Here is a 24,205-nt window from a genome sequence, read left to right on the forward strand (position 1 = left end):
AGAAAAGAATGTTCACCCACTTAATCATATATTACGACCACATAATCACAAAATGTCACAAATAGTACATTAGCGTCTAAAACAGCCTTGTAGGGCTACACACATTTTCATAAATTTGTAAAACATGTTATACTTCTATACCCGTTGGCGGAATTAAATTCAAAGAATACTTATGTCTAAAAAGTTGCGCATATCGTTGATTTTTGGTAATTTAGTAGTGGCCAAACTATTAAATACAAATCCCCGTATGCACAACTTATATACAAAATTCGCCAAAATTCTTGAGATATGCAAGCAGCTTTCTGATAAACTTGTGAATGAAAAAGGAAACATTCCTCGTCGTGGTCCAATTTCTAAATTTTCGGATTTGGAAGTTGTTGCATTATCTCTTGCAGCTGAATCTGAAAGTATAGACAGCGAGAACTGGCTCTTCGAATCAAAGCTCAATGAATACCAAGACAAGATACCCAATCTCATATCACGCAGGCAATTCAATGACCGGCGGAAACACACCGCGGGATTGTGTAAGCAAATCCGTAAGCGAATGGCGGAGATTATAGACGGCGGAGAAAACCTCTTTTTTGTGGATTCCAAACCTATAGAGGTATGCCGTGTTGCAAGAGGGAAACGGTGTAAAATGGGACGTACAGGAGAGTTCTCGCAAGCACCGGATTTCGGATTCTGTGCGGCACAGAATACTTATTATTTTGGCTACAAACTCCATGCTGTCTGTGGATTAAGCGGTGTCATACATTCTTATGACCTTTCAAAGGCAAGTATGGATGACCGTAAGTTCATGAAGGATGTCAAGCTCATTTATCACGACTGCAACATGTATGGGGACAAAGGATATATCGGAGCGGACATACAACTTGATTTGTTTGAAACAGCGCATATAAGGCTTGAATGTCCCTATCGTATCAACCAAAAAGACTGGAAGCCCACTTTCATTCCTTATGCAAAGGCCCGCAAGAGAATAGAAACGCTCTTCTCACAACTGACGAATCAGTTTATGACCATCAGAAACTATGCTAAAATAACAAACGGTCTATTTGCCAGAATTATTGGCAAGATTAGTGCGATGACCGTATTGCAATATATCAACTTTATTAACGGAAAACCTATTGGGAGAATTAAATACGCACTAATTTAATTCCGCCAATGGGTATGCAATCATTCTTTCCTACTCAGGGGTTACGTGTGCCTAGTGGAATGTTTTTGAGGTCAAGTTATTGTGGGAACTATCATAACGCCACCACCGATTTAAATAATCGGGTGAATATCTTGCATATTCATAGGGATGTCAGTCTTTTTAAAATATTCGAAACTGACTTTCAAATGTATTATGTCAAGTCAGTAGCCGGCTCCGTAAGATGCGTGCGCGACCATAAATGAAACGGAAAGAACTATTACTTGGGATTCCGGTGGCGGCAATTGCCATCGTTTGCATTGTTTGCATCGTTTGTGTCGTTTGCAGCGGTTGCAACAGTTTCCACGGACGGCAACGGGCCACTCATGGAGGGGACAACTCCTCTGCCGATACCCTGCAAGGCTCTCCCCGTGAGTTGCCCCTGCCGGAAGTTCCGGCTTTGCTCACCGCCCCCGAAGAACGGGCGGCCTACGTGCTGGAACACTTCTGGGACGGGATGGATTTCCGTGATACCCTCCGCAGCCGCGACCGCCTGTTCATGGAGCAATGCTTCGTGAACTTCCTCTCCCTCTTCCCCCATGCGCTGCCCCAGTCGCTGCCTTCCCCCGTAGGCAGGCTGCTGCAACGGGCGGCAGTGGATTCCGTCGCCTTCCGCTTGGTCAATAGCCTGGCGGAGCATTATTTGGACGACCCCAATTCCCCCATGCGCAACGAGGAGCACTACATCCTCTTTCTCGAAGCCCTGCTCAGCCTGCCCGGCTTGCCTGAAGCGGAACGCATACGCCCTGCCTACCGGCTGGAGACCACCCGGAAGAACCGTCCCGGCACCATTGCCGCCGACTTTGCCTACACCGACCACCGGGGAAAGAGGCAGACCCTGCACGGCACGCCAGCCCCCCGGCTCCTGCTGCTCTTCTACGACCCTGCCTGTTCCCATTGCGCGGAGATACTGGATGCCTTGCAGGAAAGCCCGGCTCTCACCCGGCTGATAGCCGCCGGAGAACTGGCCGTGCTTGCCGCCTATACCGAAGGCGACCGCCGCCTGTGGGACGAGACGAAAGCCGCCCTGCCGCAGGAATGGACGGTGGGCATCGACAACAGCCGCATCGTGGAGCGCGAGCTATACTCCCTGCCCGCCATGCCGGTCATCTACCTGCTGGACAAGGATAAGCGCGTACTGCTGAAAGATTCCTCCCCGGCCGGTCTTGAGGCATTTCTTTCTCCATGCCCGAAATAGAATTACGTGAGTTCGATATAAGAGATTGACTCACATCTGAGCAGTTATGAGTTAAATGTGATATACGGACTATCTCAATCAATCAGCCTCATTACTATCAGCAATATGAGTCAAGCATTTTATATCGAATTCACGTTAGAATGGGTGGAGCTTCATGATTCGAACACCCTGCTCCGTGCCAGCATGCAGGCGCCCACCACGCCCGCCTTGGCCTTCAAGCCGGACTGGATGATGACGGCATCGCGGTTCACAAGGTTCAGCGAGTATTTCCTCACGGCGGTGCGGATGGGCTGGATGATGTAGTCGCCCGTCAGTGAGAGCGTTCCCCCGATGATGACCAGTTCCGGGTTGAAGATGCTGATGAGCCCAGCTATCTGACGGCCCAGCTTCTGCCCTATCTCTTCCACAATCTCGATGCAGAGCAGGTCCTCCTTCTCCACCGCCTCGATAATTTCGTCCATCGTGATCGGGTTTTCGGCCTCCGCCGCCCGTTCGGAGAGGATGGAACTTTCGCCCCGCGCTATCCGTTCCAGCAGGGTGCGGTGCAGGGCCGAACCGGAAGCCTCCGTCTCCAGACACCCCTTCTTGCCGCAGTGGCACAGTATCTCGTTGTCGAAGGCGTTGACGTGGCCGAACTCGCCCGAGAAGCCCGACTTGCCGGTGTATATCTTCCCGTCGATGATGATGCCGATGCCCAGCCCCCAGCTGATGTTGACAAAGAGGATGTCCTTCTCCCCCTTCACGCAGCCCTGCACCAGCTCGCCGTAGGTCATGGCGCGTGTGTCGTTGTCTATGCATACGTTGCATCCTATCTTCTCGCGCAAGACTTCCGCCAGCGGCCGCTCGGAGAAGTTGAAGGTACTGAAGCTGTAGCCCGACTCGGGGTTCACCCGCCCGGAGATGTTGAGGTTGACATTGAGTATCTTCCCGGTTTCGATGCCCGTTTCGCGGATGAACTCCCGGACGAGGACACACAGCTCTTCCAGCCCCTCCGCCGTATTCTTGAACTTATAGGGGATATTCATCTTCAGATCCACCATGTCTCCCTTGAAGTTCATCAGCCCGATGTTCAGGGTGAACTTCTTGATGTCCACTCCGATGAAGTAGCCCGATTCCGGGTTCAGGCCGTAGAGGCTCGGATGGCGGCCGCTGACGGTCTCCAGCTTGCCGTAGTCGTTGATGTAGCCGTCGTCACACATCTCGTTGATGAACTTGGTGACGGTGGGTACGCTCAAGTTGAGCTCCCTGGCAAGGTCGGGAATTGTGGAGCTACCGTTGTGCATGTAGTGGGTTATGATCCGCTTCTTGAGGAGCCCGTTCTTGCTCCCGATTTCTATTTCATTTAGTAAATTATGTGCCATATGCTTATTGTTTTTCCATATTATCCCTTACATACTAAATTCCATATTTTTTCGAACTCTATTCAGTCGATATTTTGGTATATTCAACCGTATATCCATAATATATTTAGAAATACATGATTAATAATTGTTAATTATTAAACAATTATTAATGAAAAATCTTATAAGATGATGCAAATATAATAAATATATTTATATTTGCAAGGTGACAATTAAACATTTATCATAGTAAGTTAATTTAAAATCTATACTTCGAGTGAAAAACACAACTGTTCTCCGCTCCGTAAAGAGAAACAATACCTGATAAGCTTATTTTTAAATTTATTAAATATGAGTACTCGCAGAGATTTTCTGAAAAAAACAGCGTTGTTCGGTGCTTCCATGGTGGCTGCGCCTTCGCTGATAGCCGGAGGCCGGGAGGAGGGTTCGTTCTTCGTTCCCGGGCAGGAAGAAATTGCCCCCGCACCGGCAGCGGGCAATGCACTCCGCATCAGCGGCACCTTCCTGGACGAGATTTCCCACGACATCCCCCACCAGAACTGGGGCGAGAAGGAGTGGGACCGGGACTTCCGCCACATGCGTGCCATCGGCATCGATACGGTCATCATGATCCGGTCCGGCTACCGCAAGTTCATCACCTATCCCTCCAAGTATCTGCTGGGCAAGGGTTGCTACCGTCCTTCCACCGACCTACTGGACATGTTCCTCCGCCTGGCGGACAAGCACGGCATGAAGTTCTACTTCGGCCTCTACGACTCGGGACGCTACTGGGACACGGGCGACCTCTCCTGGGAGATTGAGGACAACAAGTACGTGATAGACGAGGTGTGGCAGCAGTATGGCAGCAAGCACAAGAGCTTCGGCGGGTGGTATATCAGTGGCGAGATAAGCCGTGCCACCAAGGGTGCCATCGATGCCTTCCATGCCATGGGCAAGCAGTGCAAGGACGTTTCCGACGGACTGCCCACGTTCATCTCGCCGTGGATTGACGGCAAGAAGGCCGTCATGGCAAGCGGCAGCAAGCTGACCAAGGCCGATGCCGTCTCGGTGGACGAGCACGAGCGCGAGTGGAACGAGATATTCGACGGCATACACGACGTGGTGGATGCCTGCGCCTTCCAGGACGGGCACATCGACTACGAAGAGCTGGATGCCTTCTTCACAGTGAACAAGAAGCTGGCGGACAAATATGGCATGCAGTGCTGGACCAACGCCGAGAGCTTCGACCGCGACATGCCCATCAAGTTCTTCCCCATCAAGTGGGACAAGCTGCGCATGAAGCTGGAGGCAGCCGGGCGTGCGGGCTACGACAAGGCCATCACCTTCGAGTTCTCCCACTTCATGAGTCCGCAGTCCGCCTACCTGCAGGCAGGCCACCTGTACGACCGCTACAAGGAGTATTTTGGAATTTAAGATTTCTGATTTCAAATTTCAAAGTACTTGTCAACCCGTCAAATCAAGAACTCAAAAACTCAAATCATCCATGAAATCTAAAGTCAATTTCTCTTATCTGATCTTCCTCTCCGTGGTGGCCGCTTTGGGTGGATTCCTCTTCGGCTACGACGCGGCGGTCATCTCCGGCACCATCTCGCAGGTGACGGCCCGCTTCTCGCTGGACGAGATACAGGTGGGCTGGTTCGTGGGGTGCGCCCTAATAGGCTCCATCATCGGCGTGCTGATGGCAGGCAAGCTGAGCGACCGCTGGGGACGTAAGGTGACGATGCTCGTGGCAGCCGTCTTCTTCTCCGTGTCCGGTATAGCCTGCGCGTTTGTCGGCTCGTTCGAGCAGCTGGTGGTGGCACGCATCCTGGGCGGCATCGGCATCGGCGTGGTCTCCATCGTCTCGCCGCTCTACATTTCCGAGGTCTCCATCGCGCAATACCGCGGACGCCTGGTTTCGCTCTACCAGCTAGCCGTCACCATCGGCTTTCTGGGAGCCTACCTCACCAATTTCCAGTTGCTTCACTTCTCGCAGAGCGGCGCGGTGCTCAATACCGGATGGATGAACCTGGTGTTCGTCTCCGAAGTGTGGCGCGGCATGCTCGGCTTCTGCAGCCTCCCTGCCATCCTCTTCTTCTGCATCATCTTCTTCATCCCCGAGAGTCCCCGCTGGCTCATCCTGAAGGGGCGCGACGAACGGGCAGTGGGCATCTTCCGTAAAATCTACCTCTCCGAGGTGGAGGTGGACACGCAGCTGCAAGACACCAAGTCCGTGGTGCAGTCCGAGACCAAGTCCGACTGGAAGTTCCTGCTTCAGCCGGGCATCTTCAAGGCCGTGCTGATAGGGGCTGCCATAGCCATCCTGGGCCAGTTCATGGGCGTGAATGCCGTGCTCTACTACGGTCCCACCATCTTCGAGGAGGCCGGCCTGTCGGGCGGTGATGCCCTGTTCAGCCAGGTGCTAGTGGGCATTGTCAACGTGGTGACTACCGTCATCGCCGTGTTCATCATCGACAAGGTAGGCCGCAAGAAGCTGGTCTACTACGGTGTGTCCGGCATGGTGCTCTCCCTGCTGCTCATCGGCTTCTACTTCCACTTCAGCGAAAGCATGGGCCTACCCAACTCTTTCCTGCTGTTCTTCTTCCTTTTCTATGTCTTCTGTTGTGCCATCTCCATCAGCGCGGTCATCTTCGTGCTGCTGTCCGAGATGTACCCCACGCGCATCCGCGGCATGGCCATGTCCATCGCCGGCTTTGCCCTGTGGATAGGCACCTACCTTGTGGGCCAGCTCACCCCCTGGATGCTCCAGAACCTTACCCCCACCGGAACATTCCTGCTGTTCGCCCTCATGTGCGTGCCCTATATGCTCATAGTCTGGAAGCTGATTCCCGAAACCACCGGCAAGTCGCTGGAGGAGATAGAACGCTACTGGATGAAGAAAAGATAAAATCGACCTGACACTATATATAAGGAATACTCAACTAAATACATAAACTATGGATTTTAAAAAATTAGCAGAACAGTACAAAAGCGAGTTGTTTGACAATGTGCTTCCTTTCTGGCTGCAACATTCTCAAGACCGCGAATGCGGAGGCTACTACACCTGCCTGGACCGCGACGGACACGTGTTCGACACGGACAAGTTCATCTGGCTGCAAGGCCGCGAGGTGTGGCTGTTCTCCATGCTCTACAACAAGGTGGAGAAACGCCGGGAGTGGCTCGACTGTGCCATCCGGGGCGGTGAGTTCCTGAAGAAGTACGGCCACGACGGCAACTATAACTGGTACTTCTCCCTCGACCGCCGGGGCAACCCCCTGGTGGAACCCTACAACATCTTCTCCTACACCTTTGCCACCATGGCGTTCGGCCAGCTCAGCCTCGCCACCGGCAACCGGGAGTATGCCGAGATTGCCAAGAAGACGTTCGACATCGTCCTCTCCAAGGTAGACAACCCCAAAGGCAAGTGGAACAAGCTGCATCCCGGCACGCGCAACCTGAAGGGCTTCGCCCTGCCCATGATTCTCTGCAACCTGGCACTGGAGATAGAGCACCTGCTGGACGAGGACTTCATGGTGAAGACCATGGATACCTGCATCCACGAGGTGATGGACGTGTTCCTCCGTCCCGAGCTGGGCGGACTCATCGTCGAGACCCTGAACGCGGACAACACGTTGGTGGACTGCTTCGAAGGCCGCCACATGAATCCCGGCCACGCCATCGAGGCCATGTGGTTCATCATGGACCTGGGCAAGCGCCTCAACCGCCCCGAACTGGTGGTGAAAGCCAAGGACACGGCACTGAAGATGCTGGAATACGGCTGGGACAAAGAGTATGGAGGCATCTTCTACTTCATGGATCGCAACGGCTGTCCGCCCCAGGAGCTGGAGTGGGACCAGAAGCTGTGGTGGGTACACATCGAGACCCTCATCTCCACGATAAAGGGCTACCGCCTGACCGGCGACCCGAAGTGCCTGGAGTGGTTCGAGCGCATCCACGACTACACCTGGAGCCACTTCAAGGACACCGAGCATCCCGAATGGTTCGGCTACCTCAACCGCCGCGGCGAAGTGCTTCTCCCGCTGAAGGGCGGTAAGTGGAAAGGCTGTTTCCACCTCCCCAGAGGCCTCTACCAATGCTGGCAGGTGCTGGAAGAACTCAGTAAATAACGGAAAATGGAAAGTTGAAAATTGAAAATTATTTTCCATTTTCCACTTTCCATTTCATAAGAATTTTATTAACTCAAAACCAAAACAAAATGAGAAAAGAAACTCATGCTAAGAAAAACACCCGATGGATGAAAGCCGTGCTGCTTTCGTTCTTCGCGCTGTTGCTATGCTCCGTGAGTGGTTATGCCCAGAACATAACCGTTACGGGTAAGGTATCTGATGCCATGGGCACGTTGCCCGGTGTCAGTGTTGCCATCAAGGGTACCACTAACGGTACGGTGACCGATGTGGACGGAAAATACTCGCTGAATGTAGCAAAGAACGCCACGTTGGTATTCTCTTTCGTAGGTATGAAGTCACAGGAAGTGACTGTCAATGGCCGCAAGGTGATAGATGTTACCATGACGAACGACACGGAGTTGCTGGACGAAGTGGTGGTGGTAGGTTACGGTACTTCCAAAAAGTCATCACTGACCAGTGCCGTATCTGCCGTGAAGGGTGACGAACTGCTGAAAGCCCCCGCCACCAACGTATCGCAGTTGCTCGGTGGCCGCTTGCCGGGTATCTCTTCCTTGCAGGAATCCGGTGAACCGGGCTTGGACCAGGCTTCGCTGAAGATTCGTGGTTCTGTATACAGCGTATCGTATATCGTGGACGGTTTCCCCGTGAGCAATATCAACGACCTGGATCCGAACGACATCGAGAGCGTATCTGTACTGAAGGACGGTGCCTCGGCTGCCGTTTACGGTTTGGCAGGTGCCGGTGGTGTCATCATCGTCACTACCAAGCGCGGTGAGGCCGGCAAGACCAAGGTGACTTACGATGCCTCCTACGGTGTCTCCATGAATGCCAATTTCCCGAAATTCATGAATGGCCCGCAATACGCACACTACTACAACATGGCGCAGATGATGGACCAGCTGGCAAGCGGGGCCATCAAGGATCGCAGCGAATACACACCCTACTATACGCAGGAGAACATTGCCGCCATGACCAACGGCGACCCCACGGACGGATGGGACAACGTGGACTATATAGATAAGGTATTCGGCACGGGTACCAACCAGAAGCACAGTGTGACCGTGCAGGGCGGCAACGAAAAGATGCGTTACTTCACTTCGCTCGGCTACTTAGGACAGAACGGTAACATCGACAACTTCACATACCGCCGCTACAACCTGCGTGCCAACATCGAAAGCGAATTTGCCAAGCATTTCAACTTCAAGCTTGGTGTATCGGGCGTAGTAGGCCGCCGCAGTACACCTGCATTCAACTCCGGTGGTGGTGATGACGGCTACGAAGAAGTGGGTTTCCTTTCCATTGCACGCCAGACCATCCAGATGCACCCTTATCTGCCCGAACGCTATAACGATATGTACACGGCAGCTATACAGAAAAACACATCTTTGCCCAACAGCCCGCTGGCAGCCATTTATGAATCCGGCTACAAGAAAACACGCAGTTTCGAGGGCAACGTCAACCTGGAATTGACCTACAATGTGCCTTGGGTGAAAGGATTGGCATTGAAGGCCAATGGTTCTTACAACTATTCCACTTCACACAACAAGAACCTAAATACGCTATACTCCGTCATGGGTTATAACAATGGTACTTGGAGCCAGTACGAAGATCCGCGCGGTACAGCCAACGGTACGGAATTGGGCGAAGGACAGACTAATTACGAACAGATGGTAGGCCAGGCAAGCATCAATTATGCCAACAGCTTCGGCCTGCACAATGTGGAAGTGCTGGCACTGGTGGAGGCACGTGACAATAAAAGCCACGGTTTGTCAGCCTACGCCAAGAATCTTCCTTTCATCCAGTTGCCGGAACTCGGTTCTGATGGCGGTGGCGTGCCTACCGACTCCCCGATTGGCGGATGGAGCGCAGCTTCACGCACAGCCGGCTATGTATTCCGTCTGAAGTATGATTATGACAGCAAATACATGGCAGAATTCACCGGTCGTTACGATGGATCCTACAAATTCTACGGCATGGGCAAACGTTGGGGTTTCTTCCCCTCGGCTTCATTGGGATGGAGAATCTCAAAAGAGAACTTCATGGAGAGCCTCGAATTTGTCAACGACCTGAAAGTACGTGCCTCTGTCGGCTTGCTGGGTAACGATGCCGTTTCCGAATATGCATTCCTCGGCACTTACAGTCCATGGTCCACCGGCGTGATTTATCCTTCGGGTTCTGCAGTGAAAGCACCGGGCATTTATACCAGTGGAATCCCTAACCCCGCACTGACTTGGGAGAAAACTCTCTCTTGGAATGCCGGTTTTGATGCCACCCTTTGGAATGGATTGTTAGGCATTGAACTGGATGCTTTCTATAACTACACATACGATGTGTTGACAGGAATGGGTGGCAACAAACCCTCTTCCATGGGTGGTTATTATACCACGTATGGCAACAACAATGCACTTGATTCAAAAGGTATCGACATTTTGCTGACTCACCGCAATAAATTCCATGTGGCAGGAAGTCCGCTGCAATACACCGTCAGCGGTAACTTGACTTACTCCAAGACACGCTGGCTGAAGTATCTGGACGAGCCCAACACCGTGGAATGGCAGAAGGTAGTGGGCACCGCCTATGGCACCATCTACGGTTGGAAAGCCGACGGGCTGTTCCGCACGGAAGAAGAGATAGACAACTCTGCCTGGTATGGAAGCCGTCCCTGTGTGGGCGACATCAAGTATGTGGATATGAATGGTGATGGTAAGATTGACAGTCAGGACCGTGGTGCTTTTGGGCGTTCCAACCGCCCACAACTGACTTTCGGCTTGAATCTTGGTGCCTCTTGGAAGGGATTCGACTTCAACGCCCAGTTCACCGGCGGTGCCCTCTTCGACGTTTCCATGACCGGTACTTACTATAACGGCTACGATGACAACACCATCTGGACACAAACTTTCAAAGAAGCAGCCAATTCCCCACTCTTCTTGGTGGAGAATGCTTATAGCATCGACAACCCGAACGGCTCTTTCCCGCGCATCACACTGGGTGCTCCCGGCCACGGCGGCGACAACGGTCTGAGTTCTTCCTTCTGGTGGAGAGACGGTAAATATGTGCGACTGAAGTCGGCACAAATCGGTTACACCTTCCCCAAGGCCTGGATGAGCAAGCTGAACATCGAGAACCTACGCATCTTCGTGGAAGGCAGCAACCTCTTTACCATCGACGGGCTGCCCGAAGGCATCGACCCCGAATCGCCGGGCGTGAACAACGGTTACTATCCGCAACAGCGCACTGTGATGGGTGGTCTTACATTAACTTTCTAAAAAACTGATAAATATGAAAAAGATTATAGCAGGATTGTGTCTTATGGGAGCTACGCTGGGGCTGACCTCCTGTAACGACTTTCTGGATATGACCCCTACCGACAAGATTTCCGACAAGGGGGTATGGACCAATGTCAGCACAGCTGAATATTCTGTAAACTATCTATATAGTTACATTTATGATGTGGTAGCAAGTCAGTGCGTGGCGGGAGAGACGGAAGCCTTGACCGACCAATTGAAATACGGTTCCTATAACTACAATTCGCTTTGCTTCATTCCCAGTGAGATAGCCTACGGCGGAAGCAACCTGACAGCGACCTACGTAGATGCCTATTTGGGTTATTGGGGTAGTTGGTACAGTGCTGTACGCAGAACCAATCAGGAAATTTCTTCCCTGAAGAAGTACGGGACCTTGGCAGAATCGGATGCCGTGCGGCTGGAAGCCGAGATGCGCTTTGTACGTGCTTACCTCTATTTCGACCTGATGAAGCGCTACAAAGAGGTCATCATTTACGATGAAGACCTGACTGCCATCACCGAAAACAAGGCACTCAATACCGAAAAAGAGGGCTGGGACTTCATCCAGCAGGATTTGGAATACGCGGCAGCCAACCTGCCCGAGGCTAAGGATGCCAAGGGCCGTGCCAACAAGGGACAGGCATGGGCTTTCATGTCGCGTGCCATGCTTTATGCCGAGCGTTGGGAAGCCGCCAAGAAAGCAGCCGAAGAGGTGGAAAAGCTGGACTACGCTCTGGAAGCGGACTATGCGGACAGCTATATGAAGCCAATAACCGAAGGAAACAAAGAAGCCATTCTGCAATACTGCTTCGACCGCAAGCTGGATATCACTTACGGCTTCGACTTCTACTATACTCCGGGCGGAGACTATAAACTGAACGGACAGACCGGCGGCGGTTACGGCACGCCTACACAGGAGATGGTAGAATCTTACGAATATGCCGAAGAAGGTGGTTTCCCGGACTGGAGCGCATGGCATGCCGAAGGCGTAACGGACACTCCACCCTACGAAGAGTTGGAACCCCGTTTCCAAGCTTCCATCCTCTACAACGGAGCATCCTGGAAAGACCGTACCATCGAATCGTTTGTAGGAGGCAGTGACGGTTTCTGTGTATGGAACAAGGAACCGGAGCCCCAAGGCCGCACCACGACGGGCTACTATCTGCGCAAGCGCGTAGACGAGAGCCACGACGTCATCAACGAAAACGGAAGTGTACAACCTGTCACTATCATCCGCTTAGGCGAGGTGTTGCTGAACAAGGCAGAAGCTTGCTACCGTCTGAACGATGCTGCCGGTGCCAATGCTGCCGTGAAGGCTATCCGCGACCGTGTAGGACTGCCTTATCAGGACAAGGCAGGCGAAAACTTGTGGAAAGCCATCCGTCAGGAACGCAAGGTGGAACTGGCTTACGAGGGACAGTGGTATTGGGATCTCCGCCGCTGGAAAGTGGCACACGAGCAATACCCTACAGGCTTGAACGGCTATCAGGTGCACGGCTTGCGTATCGAGCAACAGCCGAACGGCGACTTTGTGTACAACTATGTATCTGTGGATGACAAAGACCGTAACTTCCCCGAACGGATGTACCGCTTTCCGTTGCCGTCTGGCGAGTTGAGCAGCAATGCCGCAGTCTCTCAGTACCCCGAATGGAAATAAACTATAGACAAGTATGCAATTATGAAGAAGATATATACTTTATTAGTAGGAGCCTTGGCATTGCTTTCCGCTTGCCATGAACCTGAGTATGTGCTGCCTACCGCAGACCGTCAAGGTCTTTCCAGCCTGACTGCCATCTTCACTTCCGGTCCGTTTGTAGACCAGGAGATGGCCAAGCTCAGCATCTCAGAAGACGAAACGAGTGACCGATATGTCATCCAGGTGCCCTGGTACTATCCCGAGACATCGGACGACGAGACTGCACAATACATGAGCAAGGTGCGTGTGCGTGCAGAGTTGCAGCCCAACTGTAACATTGAGCCGGGACTGGGTATCCTTGACCTGACTCAGGAGAACTACTTTACCTACACCAATGCCCAGGGCGTGCAGCGCAAAATCTGTATCACGGGCGAACGGGTGAAGTCGAACAAGTGTGAGTTGCTGGCTTTCAGCATCAACGAACCGGTCGTGGCCGGTGTGGTGAACAAAGGTGCCAAGAAGGTTGCCTTGATTACGCCGGACGATTTGTCCGCCTGCCTGGCCGAGGCACAGGTATCTCCCCATGCCACCATCTCGCCCGACCCGTCGGCAGCCGCCATCAACTACAACGAACCGGTAGAGTTCACCGTAACGGCAGACAACGGGGTAGACAAAGCCGTTTATACCGTGATGAAGGAGATTCCCGAAAAGATAGCCAAGGGATTCAATGCCAACCATACGGAACTGCTCTTCAACTTCGACCCGGTTTCCAACTTCGGTGCGCCTAACTATGCCGTGGGAGTAGGTCCTACACTGGCTGCTTTGGGCGGCCGCCTGGTAGTTTGCTACGGCGACGGCTCTACGCCGGTTTACCTGAACGGCTTGAACGGTTCCAAGATGGGTGAAATCAACTTGGGCAGTGCCCAGGCCGGTAGCGTGACGAACGACGAGGCAGAGAACTTACTGATTGTAAACCACGCCAACGGTGGCGAAACGGTGAACATCTACCGCACGGCTTCCGTGAAGGATGCGCCCACGCTGTTCCACTCGTTCACCAATTCTTCAACGTTCCCGATGGGTGCCAAGATAAAGGTAATCGGTAACATCGACGGGGATGCCATCATCATTGTACCGAACGAAGGTATTGCCGGAGTATCAAGTAGCAGTGAATTTACTGTAATCTTGGTTCGTGGCGGTGCTGTGGCCGGTGTACAGGCTATGAATATCGCATCGACAGGTGTTGCTTGGGGCGGTGCACCCGTCAACACAGCCGGTATTGCAGCCGCAGGCATTGACCCGACAGCAGGTGTATTCGAATCTATGTACGACCCGAGCAATTTCCATTGGATTAAGAGCGATGGCAGCATTGGTGTTGAACTTGGCTCCGACTCCAGCGGCTGGGGCAAGAATCCGAACTGTATCGACACGAAACGGTTCAACAACGCTACTTACGCAGCATTGTTCGTTGTCAGCCACTTCCCGCATTGGGGCATGGGACCGGAACTGTACGTATTCAATGCCGACGACCCGGCTGCCATTTCGGGCGACAACGTATGGGATTCTCCAGCATTGGCCATGAAAAATAATGCTATCGACTGGTATCAGACAGCTGATGCAGGCATTGCTTCAGGTGACGTGGTGATAGCTCCCTCAGCCAATGGTTTCAAGATGTATGTTTATTATTACGACCACAACAGTGGTGTAATCGGTGGTTATGCCACTGACTGTATTGCCGATTGACCTGGTTTAAGTTTTCAGATGGCGTCTTCCCCCTCTACCTTATTAGGTAGAGGGGGAAATACCCTCTGTTTTCCGTAACAAGCGTCCAAAGGAAGCATGGAGGAGGCATAAAGTAAAGAGTAAGTTTTCAATAGGTGTTTTACCTCTCCTGTCGTTTCTCTTACGGATGCTTCTCTTTTCCGTAGCTTGGCAAGGTATTATTCCTTCCATTAGAAGAATACCTTATGCGGATATAGACTGGAATTAGTGCAAATAAATTCACTACCATCCTATAATTATAGGTGTAACGGGCAATTCGCTTATAGTATGAAGCATCCCGGATAAGAAAAAGAACCAATAAATCCTACAAACTATACTTACTTGGAGCGGTATGTATGGCTCCTAAAAATATTGATACCAGAATGAAAAAAAAATTATGGATAGCCTCGTTCTTCTGCCTATGCCTCTTTGCCTCCTGTGGGGGCGATGACAACAAAGTGCCTGACTGGAACTGGGGCGAAGAAGAAGAGGAAGGAGGCACAGACAAGCCGGAGGCGAAAGAGAAGCCGCGGTATGTCTGGATAGATGCTGCCGGCAATTTCGAGCGCTATGCCAACAGCATAGACAACATCAAGGAAGACCTGCGAAAAGTGAAAGAGACCGGATTCACCGACATTGTGGTGGACGTGCGCCCCACGACGGGTGACGTGCTCTTCAAGTCATCCGTGGCCGAACCGCTGAAGAGAATCGACATCTGGAGCAATGCGGGCTACGTATGGGCGGAGCGGACTGCCACATGGGATTATCTACAGACTTTCTTGGACGAAGGGCACAAGCTGGGTCTGAAAGTGAATGCCTGTATCAACACCTTTGTAGGTGGCTATCTCTGTCCCTACGGATTAGGCTATGAAGGTATGCTTTATCGCGATGCCTCGAAAAAGAAGTGGGCCACGGTAATCAATGCCACAGGCAGACAAGTGAACACCATGGACCTGCAAAACTACGAAACAGACTGGGGAGTGAAATTTCTCAACCCCGCCAACAATGAGGTGCAGGAGTATCTGCTATCCTTGCTCTCCGATCTGGCCAAGTACAAGCCTGACGGCATAATACTGGACCGTTGCCGCTACGACGACTATGGCCTAATGAGCGACTTCTCGCCGGAGAGTCGAACGGAGTTTGAATTATTTATAGGTGAATCAGTGGAAAACTTCCCTGCCGACATCATGAAACCCGGAACGGATATCCCCGGAAAATGGTATAAACGTTGGAATGCGTTCCGTGCCAAAACGATACACGACTTCATCATAAAGGCGCACGATGAGGTAAAAGCCGTCAGCCCTGACACTCGCTTCGGAACATACGTGGGAGCATGGTACTCCACCTACTACACTAGCGGTGTAAATTGGGCAAGCCCCAAGTACAATCCCGCAGCAGATGGTTCTTACTCCCGATGGGCGGACAGCGACTATAAGGACTATGGTTATGCCGACCACCTGGACTTCATCTTCCTTGGTGCCTACGCGGCTGTCGATAAAATCTATGGTTCTACGGAATGGACTGTGCAGGGCTTCTGCAAACTGGGCGGTGCCAAGCTGATGGGCGACGTGCCTTTTGCCGGCGGACCGGACATAGGCAACGGCTCGGGCTGGGAGAACGGAGGACAAGCCAACCAGGTGCCCAAGTCCATCAATGCCTGCATCAACGCCTGCGACGGCGGCATGTTCCTCTTCGACCTCTGCCACATCCGCATGCACAACTATTGGGATGCCTGCAAGCAGGGGATAGACAATTATCTGAAAACAGTAAAGTAAATCAAAGTGATTTAGGCGCGGATTGCGTGAGTTCCGCGGAATCCGTGTAATCCGTGCCTAAATTATAATTGCATCGTAAGGGAATCCTTACCCAATTCATAATTCAAAATTCATAATTCCAATGAATCATCTGTTAAGAATCTTGTGGACTCTGGTTCTTCCGCTGATGGCGGTAGCACCGACGGCTGCCGCCATCAGCGGAAGTTTTATCCAACCCTGGCTTGTGGCCGACTGGGACGATGCCCGCTGGCAACAGGAGTACGCCATGCTGTCCGAAGCAGGCATACACCGACTGATCTTCATGCACACCGTACACACGGACAAGGAGGGAAAGGCACAGGCCGTTTATCCCACCCGGATAGAGGGTATCGCCCCCGGCACAAACGACCTGCTGGACGGCTGCCTGCGCAATGCACAAAAGGCGGGGTTCGAGGTCATCGTGGGGCTGAACTTCGACGAACGGTGGTGGAACACGAGCAAATGGACTCCCGAATGGATAACGGAACAGATGATGCTGGGCAACCGTGTGGCCCAAGAAATCACGGAGAACTACCGCTCACGCTATCCCGGCACGCTGAAGGGATGGTACTGGGTATGGGAGATTGAAGCCTCTTTCATTGTGAACTCTCCCGAACTGGGCGACCTGCTGGTGAACGCCCTCAACATCAATCTGGACTGCCTGACCCGGCTGACACCCGACCTGTCGGTGATACTCTCCCCCTTTATGAACAGCCAACGGTGCACTGCCGAAGCCCACGCCAAGGTGTGGGGCGGCATACTCCGCAACGCCCACCTCAAGGACGGCGACATACTGGCACCGCAGGACTGCGTAGGGTCGGGATTCCTGAAACCGGAAGAGACGGCACAATGGTTCAAAGCACTGGCCGCCGTCATCCCCGCCTCGCCTAAAATCAACTTCTGGGCAAACATCGAATCGTTCGACCAACGGTTCTGGACTACCGCACCGCTGAACCGCATCAAGATGCAGGCGGACAACGTGGCTCCCTACGTGAGCGACATGATTACCTTCGCTTACAGCCATTACTATTCGCCGGAGCGGATTCGTCCGGCGTTGCACCGGGCCTATTGCCAATGGGCAAAGAGCAGTGAACTGCCTGCCGCAGCACGCCCGGCCCAAGTGAACAGCCTCTCCATCGAAAAGGACGGAGAGAAAACCCTACTGAAATGGACATTCAACCCCCAAGAGCCAACCCTCCTGGGACACCATATATATAAGGATGGCATCCTGATAGGTGACGTGCAAAGCAATCATTGGACCGCAACCGCCACACCGGATACTGCCACCGCCACCTTCGACCTGACCGGCAAAGGAAACGGACACTACGAAGTACGCGCATATAATGTGATAGGAGAAGAGGCGGAGAAGATTTCTGATTTCTGATTTCATCCACTATATGCAGGAGTTAAGCTGAAAAAATGGCTAATGGTTAATGATTAATGGGTTGTGCTATCTTGTGGCTTGTAACTTGTAGCTAAAAATTAACGAACTAATAAACTTAAAAACTTAAAATAATGAAAAGACTTTTTATCTGTACCCTGATGACCCTTGGCATACTCGCTTCATTGAGTGCCGCCAATCCGTATGGCGGCAAAGTGACCTGCAACGGCAAGGGCGTGCCCGGCGTAATCGTGACCGACGGCATAGACTGTGTGACCACCGGCAAGGACGGTGCCTATACTTTGGAGCGTAACCGCGGTGCCCGCTTTATCTACCTCTCCACCCCGGCAGGCTATCAAGTGGCCTGCAAGAACAAGACCATCGGGCAGTTTTATCAAAAGATAGACCCGGCAAACGAAGTCTACAACTTCGAGCTGGCCAAGAACCGGATAGACGACAAGAAGCATCTCTTCACCGTGCAGGCCGACCCGCAAGTGACCAGCGAGAAGGAGATAGCCCTCTACGGCAAATACTTGGATGACATGAACGCCTACCTGAAGCAGTATCGTGGCAAGACCGACCTTTTCTCCATAGACTGCGGCGACATTGTGGGCGACTCCCCCCAGCTCTTCCCCGCCTACATAGACACGGTGGCGAAGCTCGGCATGCCCGTCTACCGCGCCATAGGCAACCACGATATGACCTACGGTGGACGTTCCTGGCAATACTCCTTCAAGACGTTCGAGGAGTATTTCGGCCCCTCGAACTACTCGTTCAACAAGGGCAAGGCACACTACATCGTCATCAACAACAACTTCTATGTGAACCGCGACTACCAGTACATAGGCTATGTGGACGAGAGCATCCTGGCATGGATGGAGCAGGATCTGAAGTATGTGCCTGCCGACCACTTGGTGTTTGTCATAGCCCATATCCAAATCAGCACGGAGAAGGAACTGGAATGGAACACCCTGCACCAGGACGAGACGAGCAATGCCCGTGCCCTGTTCGACCTGCTGGAGGGAAGGGAGGTGCATTTCCTGACGGGACACTCCCACTTCAACCACAACGTATGCTTCACCGACAGGATGATGGAGCACAACACCACGGCTGCCTGCGGCATCTGGTGGAAGTCGGAACTGAGCATGGACGGCACGCCTGCCGGATATGGCGTGTACGAGGTGGACGGCAACCGGGTGAAATGGCTGTACAAGAGTGCCGGACAGCCGGACGGCTACCAGTTCCGCGCCTATCCTGCCGGAAGCAGCGACGAATATCCCGCAGACATCCTTGCCAACGTATGGAACTGGGATGAGTTGTGGAGAGTGGAATGGATGGAAGACGGCAAGGTAATGGGCAAAATGACCCACTACACCGGCTACGACCCGCTGGCAGCCAAGATATGTGCCGACAAGAGCATTGTGGAATACGACTGGATAAACCCCATCCACACCCGTCACATGTTCCGCGCCACGCCCAAGAACCCAAAAGCAAAGTTGGAAGTCAAGGTGACCGACCGTTTTGGCAACGTATATACCCAAGAAGTGAAATGAGCAGAAGGTGTTTCCACAGAGCCGTTGTGATGCTGGCAGCCGCAGTTGTGCTGGCCGGTTGTTCCCTCCGCACCGCCGAGAAGGTGGATGTCCTGGTGGTGGGGGGCGGCACGAGCGGCGTGGCTGCCGGGCTGCAATCGGCACGGATGGGGGCGCGTACCTTTATTATAGAAGAGACCGACTGGCTGGGCGGCATGCTGACCGCCGCAGGAGTCAGTGCCGTGGACGGTAACTACCGCCTGCGTGCCGGGATATGGGGCGAGTTTCTCGACAGCTTAGTCATGCACTACGGCGGATCGGACAGCCTCAAGACGGGCTGGGTGAGCAACGTGCTGTTTGAACCAGCTGTGGGCAACGACCTCTTCCACCGGATGGCTGCCGCCGAACCGCTACTCACCGTGAAGCACGGCACTGCCTTTGTGGATGCCCGCCGCGAGAAAGGCCGTTGGATAGTCCGCACGGAGCACGCAGGCAAGACGGAGACCGTGGAAGCTCGGGTACTGATAGATGCCACCGAACAGGGCGACGTGGCTCGTGCACTCGGTGTGCCCTACGACATCGGCATGGAGAGTCGCGAGGCGACCGACGAAGACATTGCCCCCGAAACGGCCAACGGCATTGTGCAGGACTTGACCTATGTGGCCATCCTGAAGGACTACGGGCACGATGTACGGATAGCCCGTCCCGAAGACTATGACCCCGCACTCTTTGCCTGCTGCTGTGCCAACCCGCTGTGTACCAATCCGCGCGAACCGAACCGTGTATGGTCGAAAGAGATGATGATGAGCTACGGACGGCTGCCCGGAGGGAAAATCATGATAAACTGGCCCATCGAGGGGAACGACTACTATACCAACATGATAGACCTGAGCCGCGAGGAACGCGAAGCGGAAATCGCCAAGGCGAAGCACAGAACGCTCTGCTACCTCTACTTCCTACAGAACGAGCTGGGGCTGACTACCCTGGGGCTGGATGACGAAACCTTTCCCACCGAAGACCGCCTACCGCTGATTCCCTATCACCGGGAATCGCGCCGCATACATGGCAAGGTGCGCTTCAATCTGAACCACGCCATGCATCCCTACGAACAGCCCGAACCGCTCTATCGCACCTGCATTGCCGTGGGCGACTATCCCGTAGACCATCACCATACCCGCTATACCGGAGCCTACTCGTTGCCCGATCTCCATTTCCACCCTGTGCCCTCGTATGGCGTGCCTCTCGGTGCGTTGATACCTGCGGACAGGCAAGGGCTGATTGTGGCCGAGAAATCCATTTCAGTGTCCAACATCATGAACGGCTCCACACGCCTGCAACCGGTGGTGCTGCAGATAGGCCAGGCGGCAGGGGCATTGGCTGCCTTGGCAGTGAAGCAGGGCTGTACGGTGGACGAGGTGCAGGTGCGCGAGGTGCAACGTGCCGTGCTGGATGCAGGCGGTTACTTGCTGCCTTATCTCGACGTGCCGAAAGATTCCCCGTACTTCAAACCCTTGCAGCGCATAGGCTCGACAGGCATCCTGAGATGGGAGGGGCGCAACGTGGACTGGAGCAACGAGACGTGGATTCATGCCGACTTCCTGCTGCGTGCCTCCGACCTGCATTGCCTGGCGGAATACGGAATGAATGCTCCTGATGACAAGGCTTTGCCGGAACGGACGGTCAGCATCGCCGAAGCGGTGCATATCGTCACAGGAAAAGAAATGGGAACCGTGTGGGAACAAGTGGAGGCGATAGTCCATAAGTATGCCTGGAGCGACTGCGACACCCAACGTCCGATACTCCGCAAGGAGTTTGCCGTATTGGCGGACGAACTTTGCAACCCGTTTGCGCGGGCGGTAAATATAAAGGGAGAGAGTGACTGATTTCATTTAAGAGAGCCATCGGCTTTTAACTCCCTGAACGGAAGGAGTGAAGTGAAAACTTTCGAATAACTTCCATAAAAGGAAGAAGCATAAAGCATAAAGTATAAACTAAAAAATAAACGTAATGACAATGAAAGCGAACTTAAAAAATCTGTTGCTGGCAGTCCTGGTTTCCACGAGTGGCGCAGCATTCACCTCTTGCGGACAGCAGGCCGCTGTAGAACCTACCAAGCCCGCCTTGATGTGGTTTGATGCCGAAGCGAACTTCGGAAGGTTTAATCAGAAAGACTCCATCGACTTCTATCTGGAGAAAATAAAGTCATTAGGCTTTACCCATGCCGTGGTAGATGTGCGCCCCATCACGGGCGAAGTGCTGTTTGAAAGCGCCTACGCCCCCAAGATGGAAGAGTGGAACGGTGCCAAGGCGGGTGACTTCGACTATCTGGGTCACTTCATCGAGAAGGGACACGAGCTGGGACTGGAGATTCACGCCTCACTCAACGTGTTCTGCGCCGGGCACAACTACTTCGACCGCGGATTAGTGTACAGCGGACATCCCGAATGGGCATCCATCGTCTACAACCCTGAGCGTGGACTGATACCTATCACGGAGGAGAAAGACAAGTATGGCGGCATGATAAATCCCCTGAACGAGGAGTATCGCACCCACATACTCAATGTGCTGAAAGAACTGGTAGGCAAGTACCCGGCATTGGATGGCCTGATGCTGGATCGCGTGCGTTATGACGGCATCAGTGCCGACTTCTCCGATCTCTCCCGTGAGACCTTCGAGGCATACATCGGTGAGAAGGTAGAGAACTTCCCCGAGGATATATTGACGTGGAACAAGGAGGGCAAGCGTCCCAAACCCGAATTGGGCAAATGGTCGAAGAAGTGGTTTGAATGGCGCACCAAGACCATCACGGAGTTTATGGGCATCATGCGCGATGCGGTGAAGAGTGTCAACCCCAATATTTCCTTCGGCACATACACCGGTGCATGGTATCCCTCTTACTATGAAGTAGGGGTAAACTTCGCCAGCCGTGAATACGACCCCTCGCAGGAGTTCGACTGGGCCACACCGGAGTATAAGAACTACGGCTATAACGAGCTTCTGGACCTCTATGCCACCGGCAACTACTACACCGACATCACCATCGAGGAGTATAAGAAGAGCAACAACGTAATCTGGAACGAGACCGACAGCCAGGCACAGCAGGGCATCTGGTACTGCGTGGAAGGTTCCTGCCAGCAGTTGCGCCGTATCCTCTGCGGCCGACCCTTCATGGGCGGCATATTGGTGGACCAGTTCTACGACCATCCGGAGAAGCTGACCGCCACCATTGCAGAGAATCTGAAAGACGCTGACGGCCTGATGGTGTTCGACATCGTGCATATCATCACCAAAGACCTTTGGAAAGAGGTGGAGGCAGGTATGCGTGAAGGTGGAAATCTGAAGTAAGGGACGAGCTACGAGTGACAAGATATATACATATATAATATGGCTATGAACAAGACAACTGATAATAACAAACAGCCCACCCGTCGTGCATACTCGCTCGATGCGCTGCGAGGCTACGCCATACTGACCATGGTGCTATCCGCCACCGTGGTCTACGGCATATTGCCGGCATGGATGTACCATGCACAGGAACCGCCCCCAACCCATGCCTACCAGCCAGACCTGGCAGGACTGACCTGGGTGGACCTTGTATTCCCCTTCTTCCTCTTCGCCATGGGTGCGGCATTCCCCTTCTCGCTGCGCCGCAAGTACGAGAAGGGCTGCAGTATGTGGCAACTGGCCTACGGGGCGGTGAAGCGCGGCGTGCAGCTGATGTTCTTCGCCATCTTCATACAGCATTTCTATCCCTATATGCTCAGTGCACCGCAGGACGTAAGGGCATGGCTGTTGGCATTGGCATGCTTCGCCGTACTGTTCCCCATGTTCATGCGCATACCGTTGAAGATGCCCGAGTGGGCGCATACCTCCATCAAGCTGGGTGCCTACGGTGTGGCTACGGCGATGCTGCTCTGCACGGACTATGCCAACGGAGCGGAGTTCAACCTCTTCACCAGCAACATCATCATCCTGCTGCTGGCCAACATGGCGCTGTTCGGTTCTCTAACCTATCTGCTGACCATGTACAGCTGGTGGGCGAGGGTGGCGGTGTTGGCTGCCCTGGCCGGCGTGGTACTAAGTGCGCAGGCGGACGGCTCGTGGGCACAGATGTTGTGGGGCTATACCCCCGTGCCGTGGATGTACAGGTTTGAATACCTGCGCTACCTCTTCATCGTGTTGCCGGGCAGCATGGCGGGCGAGCTGGTGATGAAGTGGATGAGCCGTCCCACGAGTGAGGACGGTGCGGAAAGCCCCCCCCGTAAGGTGGCCTACGCCATGCTGTGCATCTCGGTAGGCATCATCCTGGCCAACCTCGTGGGGCTGTACAACCGTTGGAGCTTCCTCACCCTGATACTCTCCGCGCTGCTCATCCTTGCAGGCTGGTGGCTGACCCGTGGCCTGTCGGACAGCGGCATCCTGTGGCATGACCTGCTCCTGCTGGGTGCGGCACTGCTGCTGGTGGGTCTTTGCTTCGAGCCGTTCCAGGGGGGTATCAAGAAGGACGGGCCGACCTTCGGCTACCTCTTCGTCACCTCCGGACTGGGCTGCATGGCACTGATGGCTTTCCATGTGGTGTGCGACTACTTCTGTTGCCACCGCAGCATGTCGTTCCTCGTCATGTCCGGTCAGAACCCTATGATTGCCTACGTGGCCTGCGACCTTCTCATCTATCCCTTGTTCAATCTCTTGGGAATTATGAAATGGTTGGGTATCTTTGCCACCAATCCGTGGTTAGGCTTCCTGCAAGGCCTGCTGCTCACGTCGATGGCCTTGCTGGTGACGATGTTCTTCACACGCATCAAGTGGTTCTGGAGGACATAAGGAGAGTGACCGGCGATTGATGTATAACGATAATCTGATATATAAAGGATGATGACAAACGGCTGTATGTTCAACCGTTCCCGTCATTCATCCCTTAGAATGGAACAACTAATGATAAAATA

At 53.2% G+C, this 24,205-nt stretch carries 15 protein-coding genes; 14 read left to right on the forward strand and 1 reads right to left on the reverse strand.

What is annotated here, in order from left to right:
- The first annotated feature begins 172 nt into the window (after positions 1-172).
- On the forward strand, positions 173-1,153 hold the full coding sequence (locus ACESTD_RS03250; RefSeq protein WP_117902719.1) for an IS982 family transposase: 981 nt from the start codon (positions 173-175) through the stop codon (positions 1,151-1,153).
- 238 nt (positions 1,154-1,391) lie between these two features.
- On the forward strand, positions 1,392-2,387 hold the full coding sequence (locus ACESTD_RS03255; protein WP_057088866.1) for a DUF5106 domain-containing protein: 996 nt from the start codon (positions 1,392-1,394) through the stop codon (positions 2,385-2,387).
- Between the two features lie 152 nt (positions 2,388-2,539).
- On the opposite strand, the gene ACESTD_RS03260 is transcribed toward ACESTD_RS03255, so the two are convergent.
- Complete coding sequence (locus ACESTD_RS03260) at positions 2,540-3,748, reverse strand: ROK family transcriptional regulator (RefSeq protein ID WP_057088894.1); 1,209 nt, start codon at positions 3,746-3,748, stop codon at positions 2,540-2,542.
- Positions 3,749-4,078: 330 nt separating this feature from the next.
- Between ACESTD_RS03260 and ACESTD_RS03265 the strand changes: the two genes are divergently transcribed.
- The 12 genes from ACESTD_RS03265 (at position 4,079) to ACESTD_RS03320 (ending at position 24,083) form a co-directional block, all read left to right on the forward strand.
- On the forward strand, positions 4,079-5,161 hold the full coding sequence (locus tag ACESTD_RS03265; protein WP_373158647.1) for a DUF4434 domain-containing protein: 1,083 nt from the start codon (positions 4,079-4,081) through the stop codon (positions 5,159-5,161).
- Positions 5,151-6,635, forward strand: a complete 1,485-nt coding sequence (locus tag ACESTD_RS03270) for a sugar porter family MFS transporter (RefSeq protein ID WP_262893316.1) — start codon at positions 5,151-5,153, stop codon at positions 6,633-6,635. Before ACESTD_RS03265 ends, ACESTD_RS03270 begins: the two co-directional genes overlap by 11 nt.
- Positions 6,636-6,684: 49 nt before the next feature.
- On the forward strand, positions 6,685-7,854 hold the full coding sequence (locus ACESTD_RS03275; protein WP_195288310.1) for an AGE family epimerase/isomerase: 1,170 nt from the start codon (positions 6,685-6,687) through the stop codon (positions 7,852-7,854).
- Positions 7,855-7,943: 89 nt separating this feature from the next.
- Complete coding sequence (locus ACESTD_RS03280; RefSeq protein ID WP_057088857.1) at positions 7,944-11,141, forward strand: TonB-dependent receptor; 3,198 nt, start codon at positions 7,944-7,946, stop codon at positions 11,139-11,141.
- 13 nt (positions 11,142-11,154) lie between these two features.
- Positions 11,155-12,816 (forward strand): RagB/SusD family nutrient uptake outer membrane protein, encoded by a 1,662-nt coding sequence (locus ACESTD_RS03285; RefSeq protein WP_057088855.1) that lies wholly within the window; start codon positions 11,155-11,157, stop codon positions 12,814-12,816.
- Between the two features lie 21 nt (positions 12,817-12,837).
- Positions 12,838-14,535, forward strand: coding sequence for a DUF5018 domain-containing protein (locus tag ACESTD_RS03290; RefSeq protein WP_057088852.1), 1,698 nt, complete (start codon positions 12,838-12,840; stop codon positions 14,533-14,535).
- Positions 14,536-14,936: 401 nt separating this feature from the next.
- Positions 14,937-16,328, forward strand: a complete 1,392-nt coding sequence (locus ACESTD_RS03295) for an alpha amylase family protein (RefSeq protein ID WP_057088851.1) — start codon at positions 14,937-14,939, stop codon at positions 16,326-16,328.
- Between the two features lie 121 nt (positions 16,329-16,449).
- A complete protein-coding gene (locus tag ACESTD_RS03300) occupies positions 16,450-17,730 on the forward strand; it encodes a DUF4434 domain-containing protein (protein ID WP_081027306.1) in 1,281 nt (426 codons plus the stop codon).
- A gap of 131 nt (positions 17,731-17,861) precedes the next feature.
- On the forward strand, positions 17,862-19,280 hold the full coding sequence (locus ACESTD_RS03305) for a calcineurin-like phosphoesterase C-terminal domain-containing protein (protein ID WP_057088847.1): 1,419 nt from the start codon (positions 17,862-17,864) through the stop codon (positions 19,278-19,280).
- On the forward strand, positions 19,277-21,142 hold the full coding sequence (locus ACESTD_RS03310) for an FAD-dependent oxidoreductase (RefSeq protein ID WP_373158646.1): 1,866 nt from the start codon (positions 19,277-19,279) through the stop codon (positions 21,140-21,142). The genes ACESTD_RS03305 and ACESTD_RS03310 overlap by 4 nt, the downstream gene beginning before the upstream one ends.
- A gap of 130 nt (positions 21,143-21,272) precedes the next feature.
- Positions 21,273-22,604, forward strand: a complete 1,332-nt coding sequence (locus ACESTD_RS03315) for an alpha amylase family protein (RefSeq protein WP_057088892.1) — start codon at positions 21,273-21,275, stop codon at positions 22,602-22,604.
- A 45-nt stretch (positions 22,605-22,649) separates the two neighbouring features.
- Positions 22,650-24,083 (forward strand): DUF5009 domain-containing protein, encoded by a 1,434-nt coding sequence (locus ACESTD_RS03320; RefSeq protein WP_373158645.1) that lies wholly within the window; start codon positions 22,650-22,652, stop codon positions 24,081-24,083.
- Positions 24,084-24,205 lie beyond the last annotated feature (122 nt).

The sequence above is a fragment of the Bacteroides sp. AR20 genome, from assembly GCF_964250605.1.
In the GTDB taxonomy this organism is placed as follows: Bacteria; Bacteroidota; Bacteroidia; order Bacteroidales; family Bacteroidaceae; genus Bacteroides; species Bacteroides uniformis.